Raw genomic sequence first — 18722 nt, 5'->3', positions numbered from 1 at the left:
GCTGTGAGCACACTCAGCCACGCGCACGGCTCCGCTCGGGCCGGTTGCGCGCCCAGCGAAGGGCCGAACCGTATGTTCCGAAAGATCCTGGTTGCCAACCGTGGTGAGATCGCCATCCGGGCGTTTCGTGCCGCATACGAACTCGGTGCTCGTACGGTCGCTGTGTATCCCCACGAAGATCGAAATTCGCTGCATCGTTTGAAGGCGGATGAGGCATATCGCATCGGAGAGCAGGGGCACCCGGTTCGCGCTTATCTCGACGTGGACGAAATCATCCGCATCGCGAAAGAGTCTGGCGCTGACGCGATCTATCCGGGATACGGGTTTCTCTCCGAGAACCCTGAACTTTCCGAAAAGGCTGCCGCCAACGGCATCGTCTTCATCGGGCCATCAGCGAGCGTGCTGGAGATGGCCGGTAACAAAGTGACGGCGAAAGAGCATGCGATTTCGGCTGGCGTGCCGGTGCTTCGCTCAACCCCGGCATCGGGCGACATTGATGCGCTTCTCGCACAATCTGCAGACATCGGGTTTCCCCTCTTCGCGAAGGCCGTCGCGGGCGGTGGCGGGCGCGGAATGCGGCGTGTGGCATCCCCGGAGCAGCTGGCTCCTGCGCTAGCTGAGGCGATGCGCGAAGCAGAGAGCGCGTTCGGAGACAGCAGAATGTTCCTCGAACAGGCGGTGCAGCGTCCGCGCCATATCGAAGTGCAGATTCTGGCGGACAAGGCTGGCCACACCGTGCACCTTTTCGAGCGGGACTGCTCGGTACAACGGCGGCACCAAAAGGTCATCGAGATCGCACCAGCGCCGAATCTTGAGGATGGCACGCGTGCAGCGTTGCACCGGTACGCCGTAGCGTTTGCCCAATCGATCGGGTACGAGAATGCCGGTACTGTCGAGTTTCTCCTCGAGACCGCGGGTCCACGTGCGGGCGAAGTGGTGTTCATCGAGATGAACCCGCGTATCCAGGTCGAGCACACTGTCACGGAAGAGGTGACCGACGTAGATCTCGTGCAGTCGCAGATGCGGATCGCGGCGGGGGAGACCCTTAGCGATCTCGGCCTTGACCAAGACAACATCCATCTGCGTGGCGCGGCTCTGCAATGCCGGATCACGACTGAGGATCCGACCCAGAATTTTCGACCGGACACCGGCAAAATAACGACCTACCGATCGCCGGGAGGAGCGGGAATCCGCCTCGATGGTGGCACGACAGCTGCCGGATCTCAGGTAAGCCCGCACTTCGACTCTATGCTCGCGAAGCTCACCTGTCGCGGACGAGACTTTTCTGCGGCGGTCAGGCGCGCGCGGCGTGCGCTCGCTGAATTTCGAATTCGCGGCGTTGCGACGAACATCCCTTTTCTGCAGGCGGTGCTCGACGATCCATCGTTCGTCGATGGAGACCTGAGTACCTCGTTCATTGAAGAACGTCCAGAGCTTTTGAAAGGGCGTGAGTCGAAAGATCGCGGGACGAAAGTACTCAACTGGCTTGTTGACGTCACCGTCAATAAACCCCACGGTGAGAACCCACTTCACACCGACCCTCGCGCGAAACTCCCATCGCTCGATCTGTCGACGTTGACTCCCCGGCCTGGATCACGTCAGCGCCTCCAGGAACTCGGCCCACGGGCCTTTTCCGCTGAGCTGCGCGCGCAGACGCCGCTAGCCGTCACCGAGACGACATTCCGTGACGCGCACCAATCTTTGCTCGCGACCCGAGTGCGAACGCGCGATCTCGCGGCCGTCGCGCCGTTCGTGGCGCAGATGACACCGGAGCTTCTGTCTGTTGAGGCCTGGGGTGGCGCAACGTATGACGTGGCTCTGAGGTTCCTCGGCGAAGATCCGTGGGAGCGCCTCGATGCGCTGCGTCAAGCGCTTCCTAACGTCGCGATTCAGATGTTGCTGCGGGGGCGAAACACTGTGGGGTACACGCCCTACCCAACGAAGGTCACCGACGCCTTCGTCGCGGAGGCGGCCGCGGGAGGCGTTGACATCTTCCGAATATTCGACGCACTCAACGATGTGTCGCAAATGCGTCCTGCAATCGACGCGGTGCTCGCGACCGGTACGACCGTCGCGGAGGCGGCTCTTTGCTATACGGGCGACTTGCTTGATCCGGCCGAAGAGCTCTACACGCTCGATTACTATCTCCGACTGGCCGAGCAGATGATGGATGCCGGAGCGCACATCCTCGCGGTGAAGGACATGGCGGGTCTTCTGCGCCCCGCAGCGGCCAGTCGGCTGGTGTCGGCCCTTCGCGCCGAGTTCGCAGCTCCCGTTCACGTCCACACTCACGACACCGCCGGAGGGCAGCTCGCGACTCTTCTAGCCGCGAGCGCGGCTGGTGCGGACGCGGTCGACGCTGCGGCAGCACCCATGGCCGGAACGACGAGTCAGCCCTCGCTGTCGGCTCTTGTCGCGGCGCTCGCTCATACCGAGCGCGATACGGGTATCTCTCTCGCCGCGGTGTGCGACCTAGAGCCGTACTGGGAGGCGGTACGTCACATGTACCGTCCGTTCGAATCAGGTCTTCCCGGCCCAACCGGCCGTGTGTACCACCACGAGATTCCCGGCGGGCAGCTATCGAACCTGCGGCAGCAGGCGATTGCTCTGGGCCTTTCTGAAGACTTCGAACTCATCGAAGACATGTACGCGGCCGCGAACAAGATTCTTGGCAGGGTGCCCAAAGTCACGCCGTCATCTAAAGTCGTCGGCGATCTCGCGCTTCATCTCGCTGCCGTTCGCGCTGACCCCGCTGACTTTGAAGCACACCCCGAGCGTTTCGATGTTCCCGACTCTGTGGTTGGTTTTATGGCGGGTGAACTGGGAGATCTGCCCGGCGGATGGCCAGAACCCTTCCGGTCGAAAGTGCTCGCCGGTCGCGAGGTGAAAGCTGCGGTCGCTGACCTCGCCGATGAAGATGCAGCGGATCTCGGTGGCGAGGGCAAACAACGTCGTGAGGCACTCAATCGCCTGCTTTTTCCGGTGCCGACCCGCTCTTTTCAGACGTCACGTGAGCAGTTTGGTGACCTGAGTGTGCTCGATACGTCCGACTACCTCTACGGGCTCGTTCAGGGGTCTGAGCATGTCGTCGAGATCGAGCGCGGTGTGCAGCTCTTCGTCGGGCTCGAAGCGATTGGCGAAGCCGACAATAAGGGCATGCGCACTGTCATGACGACGCTCAACGGCCAGCTTCGTCCCGTCTTCGTCCGCGATCGAAGTATTGAAGTCGACAGCCGCACAGCCGAAAAGGCAGACACCTCAAAACCCGGACAGATTGCCGCTCCGTTCTCAGGTGCTGTCACTCTGAAAGTTACGATCGGTGACAAGGTCACCGCCGGTCAGGCCGTCGCGTCCATTGAGGCGATGAAGATGGAAGCGGCCATCACAACGTCCATCGATGGCGTCATCGAACGCACCGCGATGGTCGGCACGCAACAGCTGGAAGCTGGTGATCTTTTGGTCGTGGTCCGCCCGCCGCAGTAACCTGAGTCGGGCGACGTGCATTCTCGTTGCCCGTTTGGAGCTACTGCAGTGACCCTCGACCCCACAGACGCGAAAGCCGTCATCGACGATGACCACGGCGTTCTCGACGAACCCACCATCATTGACACCACCAGCATCGGCATTCTCGGGGCGATGACCGAGCAGGTGAAGGTCACTATGCCGTTTTCTTCGGATGACGATTTTGATGACGATGACGACGTCCTCGATGGCGAAGTTGAACCAGGCGAAGTCTTCGAGTCGGAAGAACTATCTGGAGCCGAGGTTTTTGCTGAGGCGGAACTCCCGGACGAGCCTGAAGATGCGGCGGAGTCGGAAGCTGTCTTCGAGCGAGTGGCCGTCCTTGCGCCGGAACCATTGACCGAACCAGAAGACGTCGATATCGACGCCACGTTTGACGAGCCGGCTGTCGAATCGTCAATGACCGATACACCGGAGGCCGCCGTGGTTGCAGCTCACAAAGCACCCGAGTCGTCGAACGAGATGGAGAGGCGAGGGGGCGCAGTCTCCGACGGCGCCAGCGCCATGACCTTCGCCGCCAAACGAATCGATGACCGCACCTCCCACCGAGAGAGCGCTGACCTGCTCACCGATGACCGATTGCTCGACCAGGGAAAGCTGACGGCGGCCGAGCCTGAAGGCACGTGGCGGCAGCTCGTATATTCGTTGACGCGTCATCGAGTCAACCTCGGAGACAGCCGTGCCGTGCGTGAGCGCAAAGCAGTTGATGCTGTGATCAGTGCACCACTACCCGGCGGAGCACGCTTCGTCCCGGTGCTTTCGCGAAAAGGTGGGGTTGGGAAGACGACCGTCACAACTCTTTTGGGGATGGCACTCGCGGATGCGCGTGACGATCGTGTCATCGCGGTCGATGCAAACCCCGATCGCGGCACGCTTGCCGATCGTCTCGAGCGTTCGAGCGGACGAACTGTGCGGGATCTCGCCCGGACACGAAGCGATGTCGTTGGATTCAACGACATCTCCACGATCGTCGCGAGAGACGAGACACGACTTGATGTGCTGTCTTCGGATGCCGACCCCACCGTGCATGAAGCATTCAGTGATACCGACTACAACGATGTCGCTGAACTCGCTGCGCACTACTACTCGATCGTGTTGACAGATACCGGCACCGGAATCGTGCACTCTGTCATGTCAGCAACGCTCGACCGCGCCGACCGCATTGTCGTCGTCGCCGGCCTCAGCGTCGACGAAGCGCGCCTCGCGTCCGAGACGCTTACCTGGCTTGAGACGAACGGATTCGAGGATCAAGCTCGTGAAGCTGTCGTCGTGCTAAACACGGCACGGCCGGGCGTTCCCCTCATTCGGGCAGACGAACTCGAGGCGCACTTCCGGACGCGTGTGCGTGACGTCATCCGACTGCCGTACGACCCGCTGATCGCTCGCGGCACAACGATCTCGTTCCGCGGCCTGCAACCCGCGACTCGCATGGCTGCGCGCGCGCTGGCCGCGAGCGTCGTCACGGGCCTACGTTCCGGCGCTCCGGTCGCGTAATGGCAGTGCGGAGTATCCGGGTGTTCGGAGACCCGGTTTTGAAGTCGTCGTGTGCCGTGATCACAACGATCGATGCAGGAACACATGCCCTGGTTCAAGATCTTCTCGACACGGTTGAGCTTCCCGGGAGAGCGGGCGTGGCCGCGCCGCAGATCGGCGTTGGCGTTCGCGCGTTTAGCTACAACATCGACGGGGACATCGGTTATGTCCTCAACCCGACGCTGGTAGAAGTTCGCGGTGAGCCGGAGCTGATTGGCGAGGGATGTTTGTCGGTTCCTGGTCTCTGGCATGACACGCCTCGATACCCCTGGGCGAAAGCTGTCGGCATCGACCTCGAGGGGAACGAGGTCGTGCTGGAGGGAGAGGGCCTGCTTGCCCAAGCACTCCAGCACGAAACCGATCACTTGGACGGCATGCTGTACCTTGACCGCCTTACTCCTCTCACACGCCGTGCGGCGATGCGTGAGGTTCGCGAGAGCGATTGGTTCTGAGCCGTCTTACGGTAGCGAAATGTTCGTCGTGTTGATGGGGGCCGCATAGAGCTCTTCGACCTCGTCGGAGAAGTCGCTCATGATGACGTTTCGCTTGATGCTCAGCTTCGGTGTGAGGTGCCCGCTGGCCTCGGTCCACTCGCTGTCGAGAATCGTGAACTTACGAATCGACTCTGCTCGCGACACATTTCCATTCGCGACGTCGATAGCTGATTGAATCTCGGACCGTACCTTGCTGTTGCGTGCGGCGTCCGCCAATGACATATCGGATGGAAGACCGTTGTTTCCGAGCCACGACGGCAGCATTTCGGGATCAAGCGTGATCAGCGCTGCAATGAACGGCTTCTGGTCGCCGACGACGACAACCTGCCCAACGATGGGGTTTGCGCGAATCGGATCCTCGAGAACCGCGGGCGCGACATTCTTCCCACCAGCGGTCACGATGAGCTCTTTCTTGCGACCCGTAATCGTGAGGAAACCCGCGTCGTCGAAAGTGCCGACGTCACCAGTTTTGAACCAGTCGCCGTCGAAGGCCGCAGCGGTTGCTTCCGGATTACGCCAGTACTCCTTGAAAACGTTGACGCCGCGCACCTCTATCTCGCCGTCCTCTGCGAGACGCACGCCGACGCCAGGAAGAACCGGCCCAACAGTGCCGATCTTCGAGGTGTGTGCGAGATTCACGGTGGCAGGAGCCGTCGTCTCAGTGAGGCCGTAGCCTTCCAAGATCGTCACTCCCAAGCTGTGGAAGAAATGTCCGAGGCGGGGCCCCAGGGGCGCCGAGCCCGAGACTGCATACACAACGCGCCCGCCCATAGCTTCGCGGAGCTTTGAATAGACGAGTTTGTCGAAGAGACGGAATTTCACGCGAAGGCCGAGTGGAACGCGCTTGCCCTCTTGGATGAGGGCCGAATGTTCGACGGCAGCGTGGGCGGCGGCACGGAAGATCTTTCCCTTCCCCCCGCTTTCCGCCTTCTGCTCAGCTGAGTTATAGACCTTTTCGAACACGCGGGGCACGGCCAGAAGATACGTCGGCTTGAAGCTCCCGAGCGCGGGAAGAAGCTGTTTCGTGTCTGGCTGGTGCCCCGTCTTTACGCCCGCGTGGACGTTCAAGATCGAAATAAAACGGGCGAAAACGTGGGCCGTGGTTATGAACAGGAGCGTGGACGCTCCGGGAACCTCGACGACATCGTGGAGTGCCTTAGCGGAGTTTCGCGACAGCTCGACAAAGTTGCTGTGGGTGAGGACGCAACCCTTTGGTCTTCCCGTCGAACCCGACGTATAGATGAGGGTCGCGATATCGGCAGCTTGAGCGATCGATCGACGATGGTCGATCTCGGAGTCCGTAATATCTCCACCGGCTGCCGCAACGCGATCGAGGTCACCGGCTTGCATCTCCCACACTTTTTCGACGAGCGGAAGATTTGCACGAACGGCAGCAAGACGCTCGGAATGCTCGGGTGATTCAACGATGCACGCCACCGCGCCGGAATCCGACAGAATCCACTCGATCTGACTTGACGAGCTCGTCTCGTAGATCGGAACCATGATCGCGCCCGCGTAGAAGAGTGCGAAATCGACGAGCGTCCAGTCGTAGGTCGTGCGCGCCAGGAACGCGACTTTCTCGCCGGGTTGCACGCCTGCCGCGGCAAAGCCCTTGGCGAGCGCGATGACCTGCTTCTCGAATTCCAAAGCCGAAATGTCGCGCCAGCCCGTGCCGTCTGGAACAGCGAATAGCGGCCTGTCGGGTGTGGCGGCAACTCGTTCGACCAGAAGATCAGCGACGTTACCCGTCGGGTCTGCTGGAACGATTGCGGGGACGTCGAACTGTAAAGCGCTCATGTCGGCAACTCCTTTGGCACCGTAGCGTGTGGATGACACTCAAGTGTACTGGTTGATGACACTCAGTCTCGCCCCTGTTGGGTAGTTAGACTTCACAAGGCTTTTGGTGTGGTGAAAGGACAGCTCAGTGCTCACAGTCGGAATCGATATCGGTGGAACCAAGATCGCGGGCGGGGTTGTCGACCCCGATGGCGTCATCATCGAAAAGACCCGCGTTGACACACCGAAAGATCCAGATCTGCTCGCCGAAGCTGTCTCGGACATGGTGCGTCACTTCGCGGCCCATCGAGAGATCGGTGCAGTTGGAGTAGCCGCAGCCGGTTTCATCGACCGTGATCGAGCCACTGTCATTCACGCACCCAATATTGCCTGGCAGAACGAGCCACTCAGAGCGAAGCTCGAGTCGCGTATCGGCATGCCTGTCACTATCGAGAACGATGCCAACGCTGCGGGCTGGGCTGAGTATCGTTTTGGTGCGGGGCGGGGATATCGAGACATCGTGATGCTCACAATGGGTACGGGGGTCGGTGGCGCCGTCATCGTGAACGGTGAGATGTATCGCGGTGGCCACGGTGTCGCAGGAGAGCTTGGCCATATGCGGTTCATCCGGGACGGTTTACCCTGTGGGTGCGGTCAGCGCGGATGCCTCGAGCAGTACGCCTCTGGTCGCGCGCTGCAGCGTGAAGCCAACGCGATCGCCGACGGCGGTGGGATCGGGCGCGCTCTGGCTGAGCTTCGCGCCGAAAAAGGGGCGATTCCGGGACCTGCGATCTCACGACTTGTCTTGGCGAACGATCCTGGAGCACGTGAAGCGCTCGGCCGTGTTGCCACGGCGCTTGGAGAAGCGTGCGGCGGGTTTCAAGCCGTGCTTGACCCAGAACTTTTCGTTATCGGCGGGGGAGTCGCACAGCTCGGTGAGGACCTCCTGACTCCCATGCGCGCTGCCTACCGCACTTCGCTACCGGGCTACGGCAAGCGGCCGGTCGCTGAGTTCGTCATTGCCGCTCTCGTAAATGACGCGGGCATAATCGGCGTCGCCGACCTCGCCGCGGGAAGCGTATAGCGATGTTTTATTGGCTGATGAAGTACGTGGTGATCGGGCCGGTCGTGAAAGCGATCTTCCGGCCGTGGATCGTGGGACGCAGAAACATTCCGAAAGAGGGCGCTGCGATCCTCGCGAGTAACCATCTTTCTTTCGCTGACTCGGTTTTTCTGCCACTCGTCATTGATCGCCCCATGGCGTTTCTGGCCAAGAGCGACTACTTCACTGGGCGCGGTCTCAAAGGGTGGGCCACTCGAATGTTCTTCAAAGGAACCGGTCAAATCCCCATTGACCGTTCCGGGGGAAAGGCGTCGGAGGCATCCCTCAATACCGGCCTCCAAGTACTCGGGCGGGGTGCGCTCTTGGGCATTTATCCCGAGGGCACACGTAGCCCCGACGGCACCCTCTATCGGGGACGCACGGGAATTGCGCGTATGGCCCTCGAAGCTCGTGTACCTGTCATTCCGGTCGTCATGGTCGATACCGACACTGTCATGCCGATCGGTCGACGCATTCCTCGTGTCGGCCGTGTCGGCATGGTGATTGGCGAACCCCTCGATTTCTCGCGGTTCGCAGGCATGGAAGGCGACCGCTACGTCTTACGTTCCGTCACGGACGAAATTATGGTCGCGTTGCAACGTTTAGGTGAACAGCGTTACGACGATGTGTACGCGTCCACGGCGAAGGCGCGACTCGCGTCTGAGCCCCACTAGACTGATCGGATGCTTCAGCCGTTGGACGCGCTCGATCACTGGCGTACCCTCCCCATCAAGCAGCAACCGCAGTGGTCATCGCAGGATGCTGTCACCGCCGTCTCGGAAGAGCTGGCCACCCTCCCTCCGCTCGTATTTGCGGGCGAGGTAGATATGCTGCGTGACCGCCTCGCGGCGGCGGCCGGTGGACGCGCCTTCCTTCTGCAGGGCGGCGACTGCGCAGAGACTTTTGCCGGTGCGACAGCGGAACAGATTCGCAATCGCATCAAGACAGTGCTCCAGATGGCAGTCGTTCTCACATACGGTGCTTCGATGCCGGTCGTGAAGATGGGCCGTATGGCTGGGCAGTTTGCGAAGCCGCGATCGAGTGATACCGAGACTCGTGGAGATGTCACACTTCCCGCGTACCGCGGCGATATCGTCAACGGGTACGACTTCACTGAAGCGTCTCGTCAAGCAGATCCGCAGCGACTGCTGAAGGGCTACCACACTGCCGCATCGACGCTCAATCTCATCCGCGCGTTTACTCAGGGTGGCTTTGCAGACCTCCGCGAAGTTCACTCCTGGAACCAGGGCTTCGCGAAGAACCCCGCGAACCAGCGCTACGAGGGCCTCGCCGCCGAAATTGATCGCGCGATCAAGTTCATGGAGGCCGCGGGGGCGGACTTCGATGATCTACGTCGAGTCGAGTTCTACACCGGGCACGAAGGCCTTCTCATGGATTACGAGCGCCCGATGACGCGAATCGATTCGCGTACCGGAACGCCGTACAACACCTCGGCCCACTTCTTGTGGGTGGGGGAGCGGACGCGTGACCTAGATGGTGCGCACATCGACTACTTCTCCAAGATTCGTAACCCCATCGGTGTGAAACTCGGACCCACAACCACTCCTGAAACAGCGCTCGCGCTCATCGACAAGCTCGATCCCGAACGCGAGCCGGGACGACTGACCTTTATCACTCGAATGGGTGCAGGAAAGATCCGCGACGCGCTTCCGCCACTGCTTGAGGCAGTGCGGGACTCCGGTTCGACACCGCTGTGGGTGACCGATCCGATGCACGGTAATGGCATCACAACTCCTACGGGGTACAAGACGCGTCGCTTCGATGACGTCGTTGACGAGGTACGCGGCTTCTTCGATGCTCACCGCGCTGTGGGCACGCACCCTGGTGGAATTCACGTGGAGCTGACAGGCGACGACGTGACCGAATGTCTGGGTGGTTCCGAGAAGATCGATGAGGCAACTCTCGCGACCCGCTATGAGTCGCTGTGCGACCCGCGGCTTAATCACATGCAGTCGCTCGAACTCGCCTTCCTCGTCGCGGAAGAACTCGAACACCGCTAGCGCCGGCGACGGCGGCGAATCGCCGTCTGTCGCAGCACTCTCAGCACGCCCAAGAAACCGAAGAAGCCGATCAGGGCGCCGAGAAGGTCGAACAGCCGAAGTCCTCCAGCAAGCAGCGGGCCCGAATCGGTGACGATCAGGACGACGGCTACCACGACGGCCGCGATGGACACGAATGTGCCCACGATCTCCGCGGTGATTTTCTGCAGGAAGTTCTGAGCGGGCTCGTCGGTGAGTGCCCGGAGTGTCACACCGGCAGTGCCGTTTTCTAGTCCGGAGAGCAGAGAGTCGAGCCGCCGCGGAATGCCTCGCAAAAGAGCGGCAGCCACGCTCGCCTGAGCCTGCAAGCTCACGGCTGAATGCTGAAAAGAATGTGAGCGGCGCAGGAGTTTCGGCACCATGGGCAGTGCCTGATCGAACATGTCGAAATCCGGGTCGAGTGCCTTCAGGCATCCCTCGAGTGTCGCGAAGCTGCGGAAGGCCGCAGCAAGGTCGCCGGGCAGAGCGATGCGGTGGTGTCGGATGACGTCGAGCAGGCGCGTGAAAATCGAACCGTCGCCGCGTGGCCGGTATCGCTCTGTCGTCACGACGATTCCGACGTCGTGACGAAGAGACTCGATATCTGCATCAACGGGGACGTCGACAATAAGTAGGAGTGCTTCGGTTGCGGCGATGTCGTCTTCGCTGATGGCCGCGAGCATGACGGCTGCGAGCCGCTGTCGCTGACTACGCTCGATGACGCCCACAGCACCGAAGTCGATGAGCCCGAGAGACCCATCGGGGCGCAATATGACATTGCCCGGATGAAGATCCGCGTGGAAAACCCCGTGCACCAAGATCTGCTCGAGAACGACCTCCATCAGCCCGCGTGCGAGGGCCTCGCGCTGCGCGCGCGGCATATCCGCTATGAGCACCGACGCACGGCTGAGTGGTTCCCCTGCCACGAGGTCCATGGTTAGCACGCGGCTTCCTGAAGCATTCGGATAGACGCGAGGCACGACGATCTGCAGTCGCTCGGGATGGCCTGCCTGACCCTTGAGCGTATTGCGGATCATCTCGACGTTAGTGGCTTCGACGCGGTAGTCGAGCTCATCGAGCAGTGTTGCTGTGAAGCTCCGTGCAACCGCCGCAAGATTGAGGTCTCGTCCGAAACGTGTATGGGTTTCGGCACGCTCGGCAAGCCGAACGATGATGTCGGCGTCTGCTTCGACCTGCGCTCGCGCCGCGGGCCGTTGAACCTTCACCACGACAGCCGTGCCGTCGTGAAGCACCGCCTTATGTACTTGAGCGACGGATGCCGCCGCGAGCGGCTCATGATCGATCGACACGAAGATGGTGTCGATGGGTGCTTCGAGTTCCGCTGCAATGACAGGTCGAATGTCGTTCCAGGGGAGCATCGTCGCCTCGGACTGCAGCGTTGCGAGTGCGCTGAGGTAGGGCTCGGGCACGAGATCACGCCGCGTAGACATCACTTGTCCGAGCTTCACGAAAGTGACGCCGGAATCGTTGATCGTCGCAATGACGGCACGAGCGCGCTGCTCGCTCGTCGTGAGGTCGTCGTGAACGCGAGAGCGGCCTTCTATCAGCCAGCCAGCACCATGACGTGAAGCGATGCCGATGATCTGCAGGTATCTGCGCGTGCGTTTGCGCTGCTTGATTGCAGCCCGGATGATGTCGAGCGGATTTTGGAGTTGCCTGGTCGGGAAAACGGCTTCGGTCGCGACCAAGAGCGCAAGTCCTAGAGCGAAGATCCACCCGATAGAGAGCAGCACGACAGCGAGAGCCGCGAAGGCCGCGGCCGTATCGACTGTTTTACCATTCGTAAGCAACCCGGTCTGGTCCAACATCCAGGTCGCGAACGGGAGACTGGTCGCGAAAACGGCGAGACCGACGACGATGCTGCGTGGCCAGCCGGCAGGCGTCGACAACACCCGGCGTGCGAAGAATCCGACGAGGATGCCCGACAGAATCGCAAGAGCTACGGTCAGTACTGCAGTCGCCATGGATATCCTTTCGCGGCCCCGCGGGCTCGTTTGCTAACCGGACGCCGTGATCTGCAAGTAGACAGTTGCTCCCTTGACGATTTGAGAGCTGGCTGTCGGGTCGGTAGCAGTTACCTCGGTCAAACCGTCAGGAAACGCATTCCAGAACACGGCAAAGTTCACACTGAAGCCCGCGTCTTCGATGGCTGAGCGCGCTTCGTCGCGTGTCATGCCGATGACATCCGGCACCGGAAATAGGGGAGGGCCGTCGGAAACAATCAACGTCACGGTGTCGCCGGGGCGCCAATCTCCGCCGCCATCACGATCACCGATTCCGATGACATCGCCTTTGGAAATCGAGTCACTCGTGGTGGTGATTTGGTTATCTGACACCTGCAGACCGACGTCTTCGAGCGTCGAAGTTGCGTTTCCCACGCTGAGCCCGGAGACGCTGGGCACCTGCCCTGCAGAGATGGTCAGAGTTGCGCTGTCACCCTCAAGCACTGTGCAGCCGTTCGTGCAGTCGTAGGAATCGCCGCCTAGACCCGGCGTGACAGAAGCTCCGAGGACGATGTCTTTGTCGGCATCATTGAAAATGTATGCGTTGTCACCCACGCTGACTTTCGCCGCGGTGAGTGCGTTTCGGGCGTCCGTTTCGGTGACGCCAGTGAGCGCTGGGATGTCGTGCGGCGCTGGTCCGAGTGAAACAAAGACTTCAATCGCGGCGTCTTTCTCGACAAAACGCCCGGCACCAGGATCAGTAGAGATCACCTGGCCCGCTTCGACGTCGAGAGTGTATTGGCCGGTCTCGGACGCGACAAGTCCATCTTCGGCGAGGCGAGAGGCGGCTTCGTCGTAACTGAGTCCCGCAACCTGGGCGACTGAAATCAGCGAACCTGGGCCGGAGCCGAACCACCAACCCGCGCCGCCGGCGACCGCTGTTAAGAGCATGACGAGTACGAATAGCCACCCGCCCTTGGCTGATCTGCGACGCGCGGCGCGGCGAAGGCGCGTCGCATTGTCGACATCGGCAACGACCGCCGAAGGCGAGGTAATGGCGGGAGGCAAAGTTCGCGTGAGCTCGCCCGAATCGAGTCCGTCGTCGGCCACCGCGGTACCAACGGCGAGCGTCCTCGCGACCTGCGGCGCAATGCCCAACTCGCGCTCGACGTCGCGAAGGCGTTCAAGCATCCGGTCTGCATCGTCCGGTCTGCCATCAGGTGAGCGTTCCGTCGCCCACAACACCAGCTCGTCGAGGGCTTCCGGCACGTCGGGGTTCTTCACGCTCGGGCGCGGTACCGAGTCAGTCGCGTGCTGGTACGCGATCTGCATGGGCTGCTCGCCTTTGTACGGCTGATCGCCGGTCAGCATTTCGTAGAGCATGATCCCAAGCGCGTAAATGTCGCTGCGGGCATCCGCTGTGCCGCGCGTCACGAGTTCGGGCGCAAGATATGCGATCGTTCCGAGCAGCATCTGGCCGGTTGCAGTATTCGCGGTCGTCGCTCTCGCGAGTCCAAAGTCGCCGATCTTAATGCGTCCGTCTTCGGCAAGAAGAACGTTCTCGGGTTTCACATCACGGTGAACGATGCCCGCGCGGTGCGCAGCCGCAAGGCCCGACAAGATAGCGTCCATGATCGTCATGGTCTGCGGAACAGTGAGTCGACGTTGCTGTCTAAGAAGGTCTCGAAGGGTGATACCCGGCAGGTACTCCATAACCAGGTACGCCATGTCGCCGTCTTGGCCCTGATCGAACACATTCACAACGTGCGGGTCGGCAAGACGCGCAGCTGCTCGCGCCTCTTGAATGAAGCGGCTTTGGAACACTGCGTCGTCGCTCAAATGGCCGTGCATGACTTTAAGCGCGATGCGACGTTCGAGCCGCATGTCAGTCGCGACGTACACGGTCGCCATGCCGCCACGCGCAATGCGGGCGCGCACACGGTATCGACCATCAACTAGACGGCCGATCAGCGGGTCCGCCTGCTGACTCGTGCTCACGAGGAGAGTCTACGGATCGTCAGCCGTGACAAGCGGAGCGGCTCACCTCCTGCTAATCACAATCACGCGTCGTATTTGTTCTACAAGAGGTGCGATCATGGGAGTGTGAGCGTCGAGAACAATCCCCAAACCGAAACCGAATGGTTGAGCCTTCCCGAACTCGTAGAGATTCTGGGCGAGCCGCTCGGGCGCGTTAAGCGTCGACTCGATGAGCGCCAGCTCATCGCATCTCGACGTCTCGGGGCGTTGCGTGTTCCTGCTGTCTTTCTTATTGGCGACCAGCCGCTGTCTTCACTACGGGGAACAGCGATTGTGCTGCACGACGCGGGTCTCAGCGATGACGAAGCAATCGACTGGTTGCTGAGCGTTGAGGAATCGATCGGTGTCGCACCGATCGAGGCATTGCGTGCTGGACGCAAACATGAAGTTCGCCGCGTCGCCCAGGTGCTCGCTTAGGTCGCTTCCACTTAGAAGATCACGCCGTACGCGTGGTGGCTGCGCGTGCCAGATCACGCAGTTCTCCGACGGCAGTATTGCTGAGCCGTGCGCCCGAGAGTGCGCGGTCGGCCTCATGAGCGAACTGCGTGATGAGCTGTTCGGTGCGCTCTAGCGCACCGGTATCGATGATCGTCTGTTGAAGCGACGAAATCTGGTCTGAAGTCAGCTCGGGATCACCGATGAGTTCGTCGACGACGCGGCGTGCACCGGCATCGAGTGCTTCCCGCATGTAAGCGATGAGCACTGTCCTTTTTCCTTCTCGCAGGTCGTCGCCGGATGGTTTACCCGTCACGGCTTCGTCGCCGAAGACACCGAGCACGTCGTCACGAAGCTGAAAAGCCATGCCCACGGGGTGTCCGAATGAGCTCAGAGCGTCGTTTTGTGCGCTGTCTGCGCCAGCGAGGGCTGCACCGAGCAAGAGCGGTTGCTGGATGCTGTAGCGCGCTGATTTCAACGAAGCCACACGAAGTGCACGCTCGGCATGTTCGGCATCAGGAGCAGAGTGAAAAGCTGATTCTTCGGCCACATCGAGAAATTGGCCGATGGTGACGTCACGCCGCATGCGCGCGTACTCTGTGCGAGCTTTCGCGGCAACATCGGGGTCCTCGTCTACCAAACCCTCTTCAAAGAGATCGTCGCTCCACGCGACGAGGAGATCGCCGAGCAGGATGGCTCCGGCGCGGCCGAAAGCTGGCGCATTTCCGACCCAACCCGACGACACGTGAGCTGCTTCCAGCGCGCGATGCGCGGCAGGACCGCCGCGACGAGTGTCTGAGTTGTCGATGATGTCGTCGTGGACGAGCGCTGCAGCGTGAAAGATTTCCAAGGCTGCTGCGGCGCTCACGACACTGTCGGCGAGTTGCGTAGGTCTGCCCGAGAACTCTGTCACGGCTCGCCATCCTGCGATGCAGAAGCGTGCACGTAGCCGTTTACCACCGGCGAATGCTGCGGCTGCGGCAGTCACAAACTGCGCAGCTTCACTGCCCATCGTGCCGGTATGCGTGCGCTGAGATGTGACAAAGGTGTCGAGACGCTGAGAAACAACCGTTTTAGGATCCGACAAGCTCGACACAGGCCTAGCCTAGTGTTCTAACGCACGGGTAGAATTAGCGTGTCAGACAGAACGAGGGGGACGCATGCCACTCTCCGAACAGGAGCAGCGCCTGCTAGACGAGATGGAACGCCATCTCATGGGCCACGACGCCGACGTCGTGAGCACCGTAAGCGGCAGTCGCACACTCAGCTACCGAAACATCGTCTACGGCTCGATTCTTGTGCTCGTCGGTCTCGGCGGGCTCGTCGTCGGCGTTTCGTCGCAAATCATCGCCGTTGGGGTTGTGGCGTTCGTCGTCATGCTGGGCGGCGTCGTGCTGGCCGTGACCCCGACTCGATCTAAGACGAACTCGTCGTCTGTCCCGCCTTCATCCCGAGCGCCCAAAGCTAAGGCCTCTGCCTCTTTCATGGACCGCATGAACGATCGTTGGGACCGTCGCCAAGAAGGGCGATAACCCTCCACTTTCCTCCCTCTTAAAAACACCGGCCTTCGGGCCGGTGTTTTTTTGTGTATTTGCGCCTCGTCTCCGACTGTGCTCATGCAAAAAATCCCGCGATTAGTAGCCAAAGTGCAGGATTTGATAGCAAAGTGGAGGAGAGTGGAGTAAAGTGGTGAATATCCTCGCGGGGCCGGACGAAGGGGGTGGATAGCTCGAATGCTGCTGGGCACGCATACTCCCAAACTCGACGACAAAGGTCGGGTCATCCTCCCGTCGAAGTTTCGTGACGATCTCGGATCAGGGGTCGTCGTGACGCGTGGACAAGAACGCTGCCTTTATGTGTTCTCGACCGAAGAGTTCGAGCGCATCCACGAGCGCATCCGAGAAGCGCCCCTCACAAACAAACAAACCCGCGATTTTTTGCGGATGTTCTTGTCGGGCGCGAGTGCCGAGAAGCCAGACAGTCAAAACCGCATCACGATCCCACAGCCTCTTCGGGCGTACGCGGGCCTTGAGCGCGAGCTGATTCTGACTGGAGTCGGTGCTCACGCCGAGATATGGAACACCGACGCGTGGAACGCCTACGCCGAAAGCAACGAAGAGATCTACGCCGAAATGGAACAGGAGGTGATCCCGGGACTTTTCTGAGCCCTCGGTCGTGATACCCCACCGGCCGCCCTGACACACTTCCCCGGTGCCAGGTCGACGCGGCGGGGGATCAGGATCGACGGACACCCGGACGCATCATGAATCTCCGTGACATTCACACACCTGTCTTGCTAGAGCGCTGCATCGAACTGCTCGCGCCAGCTCTTCACGCTGATAATGCCGTCGTCGTAGACGCGACTCTCGGTATGGGCGGACATTCTGAGGCGCTACTTGAGCGGTTTCCGAACATCCGGTTGGTTGGCCTAGATCGTGACCGTGACGCGCTCCGCATTGCGGGGGAGCGGCTAGCACCATTCAAGGAGCGAGTCACTCTCGTTCATACCGTCTACGACGGAATCGCCGAAGCGATTGCTGACCTCGGCATGCCGAAGGTTGACGGCGTCCTTTTCGATCTCGGGGTCTCGTCGCTTCAGCTAGATGAAGCCGATCGCGGCTTCGCCTACTCGCAAGATGCGCCACTCGATATGCGCATGGATCAGAGTCAGGGCATCACAGCCGCGGACGTGCTCGCGACCTACGGCGAAGGTGACCTTCGCCGGATTTTCGAGCGCTATGGCGAAGAAAAGCTCGCGGGCCGATACGCACGCGCGATCATCGCATCGCGAACACAGCAGCCGCTCGTGCGTTCGGGCGCACTCGTCAAGATCCTGCACGATGCGACTCCTGCTGCACTGCAACACAGTGGACACCCTGCCAAGCGCGTTTTTCAGGCTTTGCGCATCGAAGTGAACGCGGAGCTTGCGGCCGTCGAGGCAGCAATCCCCGCCGCGATGAGCGTGCTGGGTGTCGGCGGTCGCATCGTGGTGATGTCGTACCAGTCACTCGAAGATCGCCTCGTTAAGAGAGTATTCGCGGGCGCGGTGCGTTCCACGACCCCGCCCGGGCTCCCCGTCGAACTGGCGGAACACGCGCCGAAATTCAAGCTTCTCGTCAAAGGCGCCGAACTCGCCTCTGAGAAAGAACGTGCAGAGAACCCACGTGCGACGCCGGTTCGTTTGCGCGCTGCAGAACGAGTGAGGCCGGCGCTATGAGCACAGCGATGACATCGATCACGACGCCAGTCGAGTTCGAGCAGTTCGAGCACGAGTTTCCGCAACGCCGACTCGAGGTCGTCACGGCACCTCGTCGTCGTCGCCGCCCACGTTTGCTGTACGGAGTGATTGCTGTTGCTGGGGCAGTCGCAATTGCCGGTGCGCAAATGACACTTTCGATTCTGACGACACAGACGACGTATCAGCTTTCTACACTCACTCAACAAGAGCGAGACCTCACGTACCAGAAGCAGATGGTCTACGACGAAGTAGCTGGCTTGAGCTCGCCACAGTATCTGGCCGCGAACGCTTCCGCCCTAGGCATGGTCATCAACGAGTCGCCGAGCTACCTCAGATTGAGTGACGGCGCCATTCTCGGGATGCAGCAGGCATCCGTTTCCTCATCGTCCGTCGACGCTCTCTCTCGCGGGTCGGTGCCCAACGCCCTCATCACCGACACGCCCCTCGTGACTTCGCCCGACGCAACGATCACGGGCTCCACTGTGGCTCCAGCGACGGAAGAAGGCGCAAGCGATGCAACTGATTCCGCGACACCCCCGGCATTGACCGACGGGCTGCCCACGCCCCAGACACACTGAGACT

At 60.9% G+C, this 18722-nt stretch carries 15 protein-coding genes; 11 read left to right on the top strand and 4 right to left on the bottom strand.

The window, feature by feature from the left end:
* Positions 1-72 precede the first annotated feature (72 nt).
* Genes G6N83_RS01290 through G6N83_RS01280 form a run of 3 tightly spaced genes read left to right on the top strand, consistent with a single transcriptional unit; the run spans position 73 to position 5507 of the window.
* Positions 73-3483, top strand: coding sequence for a pyruvate carboxylase (locus tag G6N83_RS01290; RefSeq protein WP_165138542.1), 3411 nt, complete (start codon positions 73-75; stop codon positions 3481-3483).
* A 48-nt stretch (positions 3484-3531) separates the two neighbouring features.
* A complete protein-coding gene (locus tag G6N83_RS01285) occupies positions 3532-5016 on the top strand; it encodes a MinD/ParA family ATP-binding protein (protein WP_241246242.1) in 1485 nt (494 codons plus the stop codon).
* Complete coding sequence (locus G6N83_RS01280) at positions 5016-5507, top strand: peptide deformylase (protein WP_165138540.1); 492 nt, start codon at positions 5016-5018, stop codon at positions 5505-5507. The genes G6N83_RS01285 and G6N83_RS01280 overlap by 1 nt, the downstream gene beginning before the upstream one ends.
* Positions 5508-5513: 6 nt before the next feature.
* Here the strand turns inward: G6N83_RS01280 and G6N83_RS01275 are convergent, their stop codons facing one another.
* A complete protein-coding gene (locus tag G6N83_RS01275) occupies positions 5514-7346 on the bottom strand; it encodes an AMP-dependent synthetase/ligase (protein WP_165138538.1) in 1833 nt (610 codons plus the stop codon).
* A 127-nt stretch (positions 7347-7473) separates the two neighbouring features.
* Between G6N83_RS01275 and G6N83_RS01270 the strand changes: the two genes are divergently transcribed.
* The 3 genes from G6N83_RS01270 to G6N83_RS01260 are packed head-to-tail and all read left to right on the top strand — an operon-like array spanning position 7474 to position 10448.
* The gene (locus G6N83_RS01270; RefSeq protein ID WP_165138536.1) at positions 7474-8409 is read left to right on the top strand and encodes an ROK family glucokinase; all 936 of its coding nucleotides are present in this window, start codon (positions 7474-7476) and stop codon (positions 8407-8409) included.
* A gap of 2 nt (positions 8410-8411) precedes the next feature.
* A complete protein-coding gene (locus G6N83_RS01265; protein ID WP_165138534.1) occupies positions 8412-9101 on the top strand; it encodes a lysophospholipid acyltransferase family protein in 690 nt (229 codons plus the stop codon).
* Between the two features lie 9 nt (positions 9102-9110).
* Complete coding sequence (locus G6N83_RS01260) at positions 9111-10448, top strand: class II 3-deoxy-7-phosphoheptulonate synthase (RefSeq protein WP_165138531.1); 1338 nt, start codon at positions 9111-9113, stop codon at positions 10446-10448.
* On the opposite strand, the gene G6N83_RS01255 is transcribed toward G6N83_RS01260, so the two are convergent.
* Positions 10445-12451, bottom strand: coding sequence for an ABC1 kinase family protein (locus G6N83_RS01255; RefSeq protein ID WP_165138529.1), 2007 nt, complete (start codon positions 12449-12451; stop codon positions 10445-10447). The genes G6N83_RS01260 and G6N83_RS01255 overlap by 4 nt on opposite strands.
* Positions 12452-12484: 33 nt before the next feature.
* A complete protein-coding gene (gene pknB, locus G6N83_RS01250; RefSeq protein ID WP_165138527.1) occupies positions 12485-14428 on the bottom strand; it encodes a Stk1 family PASTA domain-containing Ser/Thr kinase in 1944 nt (647 codons plus the stop codon).
* A 105-nt stretch (positions 14429-14533) separates the two neighbouring features.
* Here pknB and G6N83_RS01245 point away from each other — a divergent pair, with 105 nt between their 5' ends.
* Entirely contained in the window at positions 14534-14884 is a 351-nt protein-coding gene (locus G6N83_RS01245; RefSeq protein WP_165138525.1) for an Rv2175c family DNA-binding protein, read from the top strand.
* A gap of 19 nt (positions 14885-14903) precedes the next feature.
* Here G6N83_RS01245 and G6N83_RS01240 read toward each other — a convergent pair whose 3' ends face one another.
* A complete protein-coding gene (locus G6N83_RS01240; RefSeq protein WP_241246241.1) occupies positions 14904-15998 on the bottom strand; it encodes a polyprenyl synthetase family protein in 1095 nt (364 codons plus the stop codon).
* A 64-nt stretch (positions 15999-16062) separates the two neighbouring features.
* On the opposite strand from G6N83_RS01240, the gene G6N83_RS01235 reads away from it, so the two are divergent.
* The 4 genes from G6N83_RS01235 (at position 16063) to ftsL (ending at position 18718) form a co-directional block, all read left to right on the top strand.
* Positions 16063-16434, top strand: coding sequence for a DUF3040 domain-containing protein (locus G6N83_RS01235; RefSeq protein ID WP_165138523.1), 372 nt, complete (start codon positions 16063-16065; stop codon positions 16432-16434).
* A gap of 201 nt (positions 16435-16635) precedes the next feature.
* Positions 16636-17067, top strand: coding sequence for a division/cell wall cluster transcriptional repressor MraZ (mraZ, locus tag G6N83_RS01230; protein ID WP_165138521.1), 432 nt, complete (start codon positions 16636-16638; stop codon positions 17065-17067).
* A 98-nt stretch (positions 17068-17165) separates the two neighbouring features.
* The gene (gene rsmH, locus G6N83_RS01225) at positions 17166-18119 is read left to right on the top strand and encodes a 16S rRNA (cytosine(1402)-N(4))-methyltransferase RsmH (RefSeq protein ID WP_165138519.1); all 954 of its coding nucleotides are present in this window, start codon (positions 17166-17168) and stop codon (positions 18117-18119) included.
* Positions 18116-18718 (top strand): cell division protein FtsL, encoded by a 603-nt coding sequence (gene ftsL / locus G6N83_RS01220; RefSeq protein ID WP_165138517.1) that lies wholly within the window; start codon positions 18116-18118, stop codon positions 18716-18718. Before rsmH ends, ftsL begins: the two co-directional genes overlap by 4 nt.
* The last annotated feature ends 4 nt before the right edge of the window (positions 18719-18722 follow it).

The sequence above is a fragment of the Microbacterium endophyticum genome, assembly GCF_011047135.1.
Lineage (GTDB): Bacteria > Actinomycetota > Actinomycetes > Actinomycetales > Microbacteriaceae > Microbacterium > Microbacterium endophyticum.
This window is presented reverse-complemented; position numbering and strand designations above follow the sequence as displayed.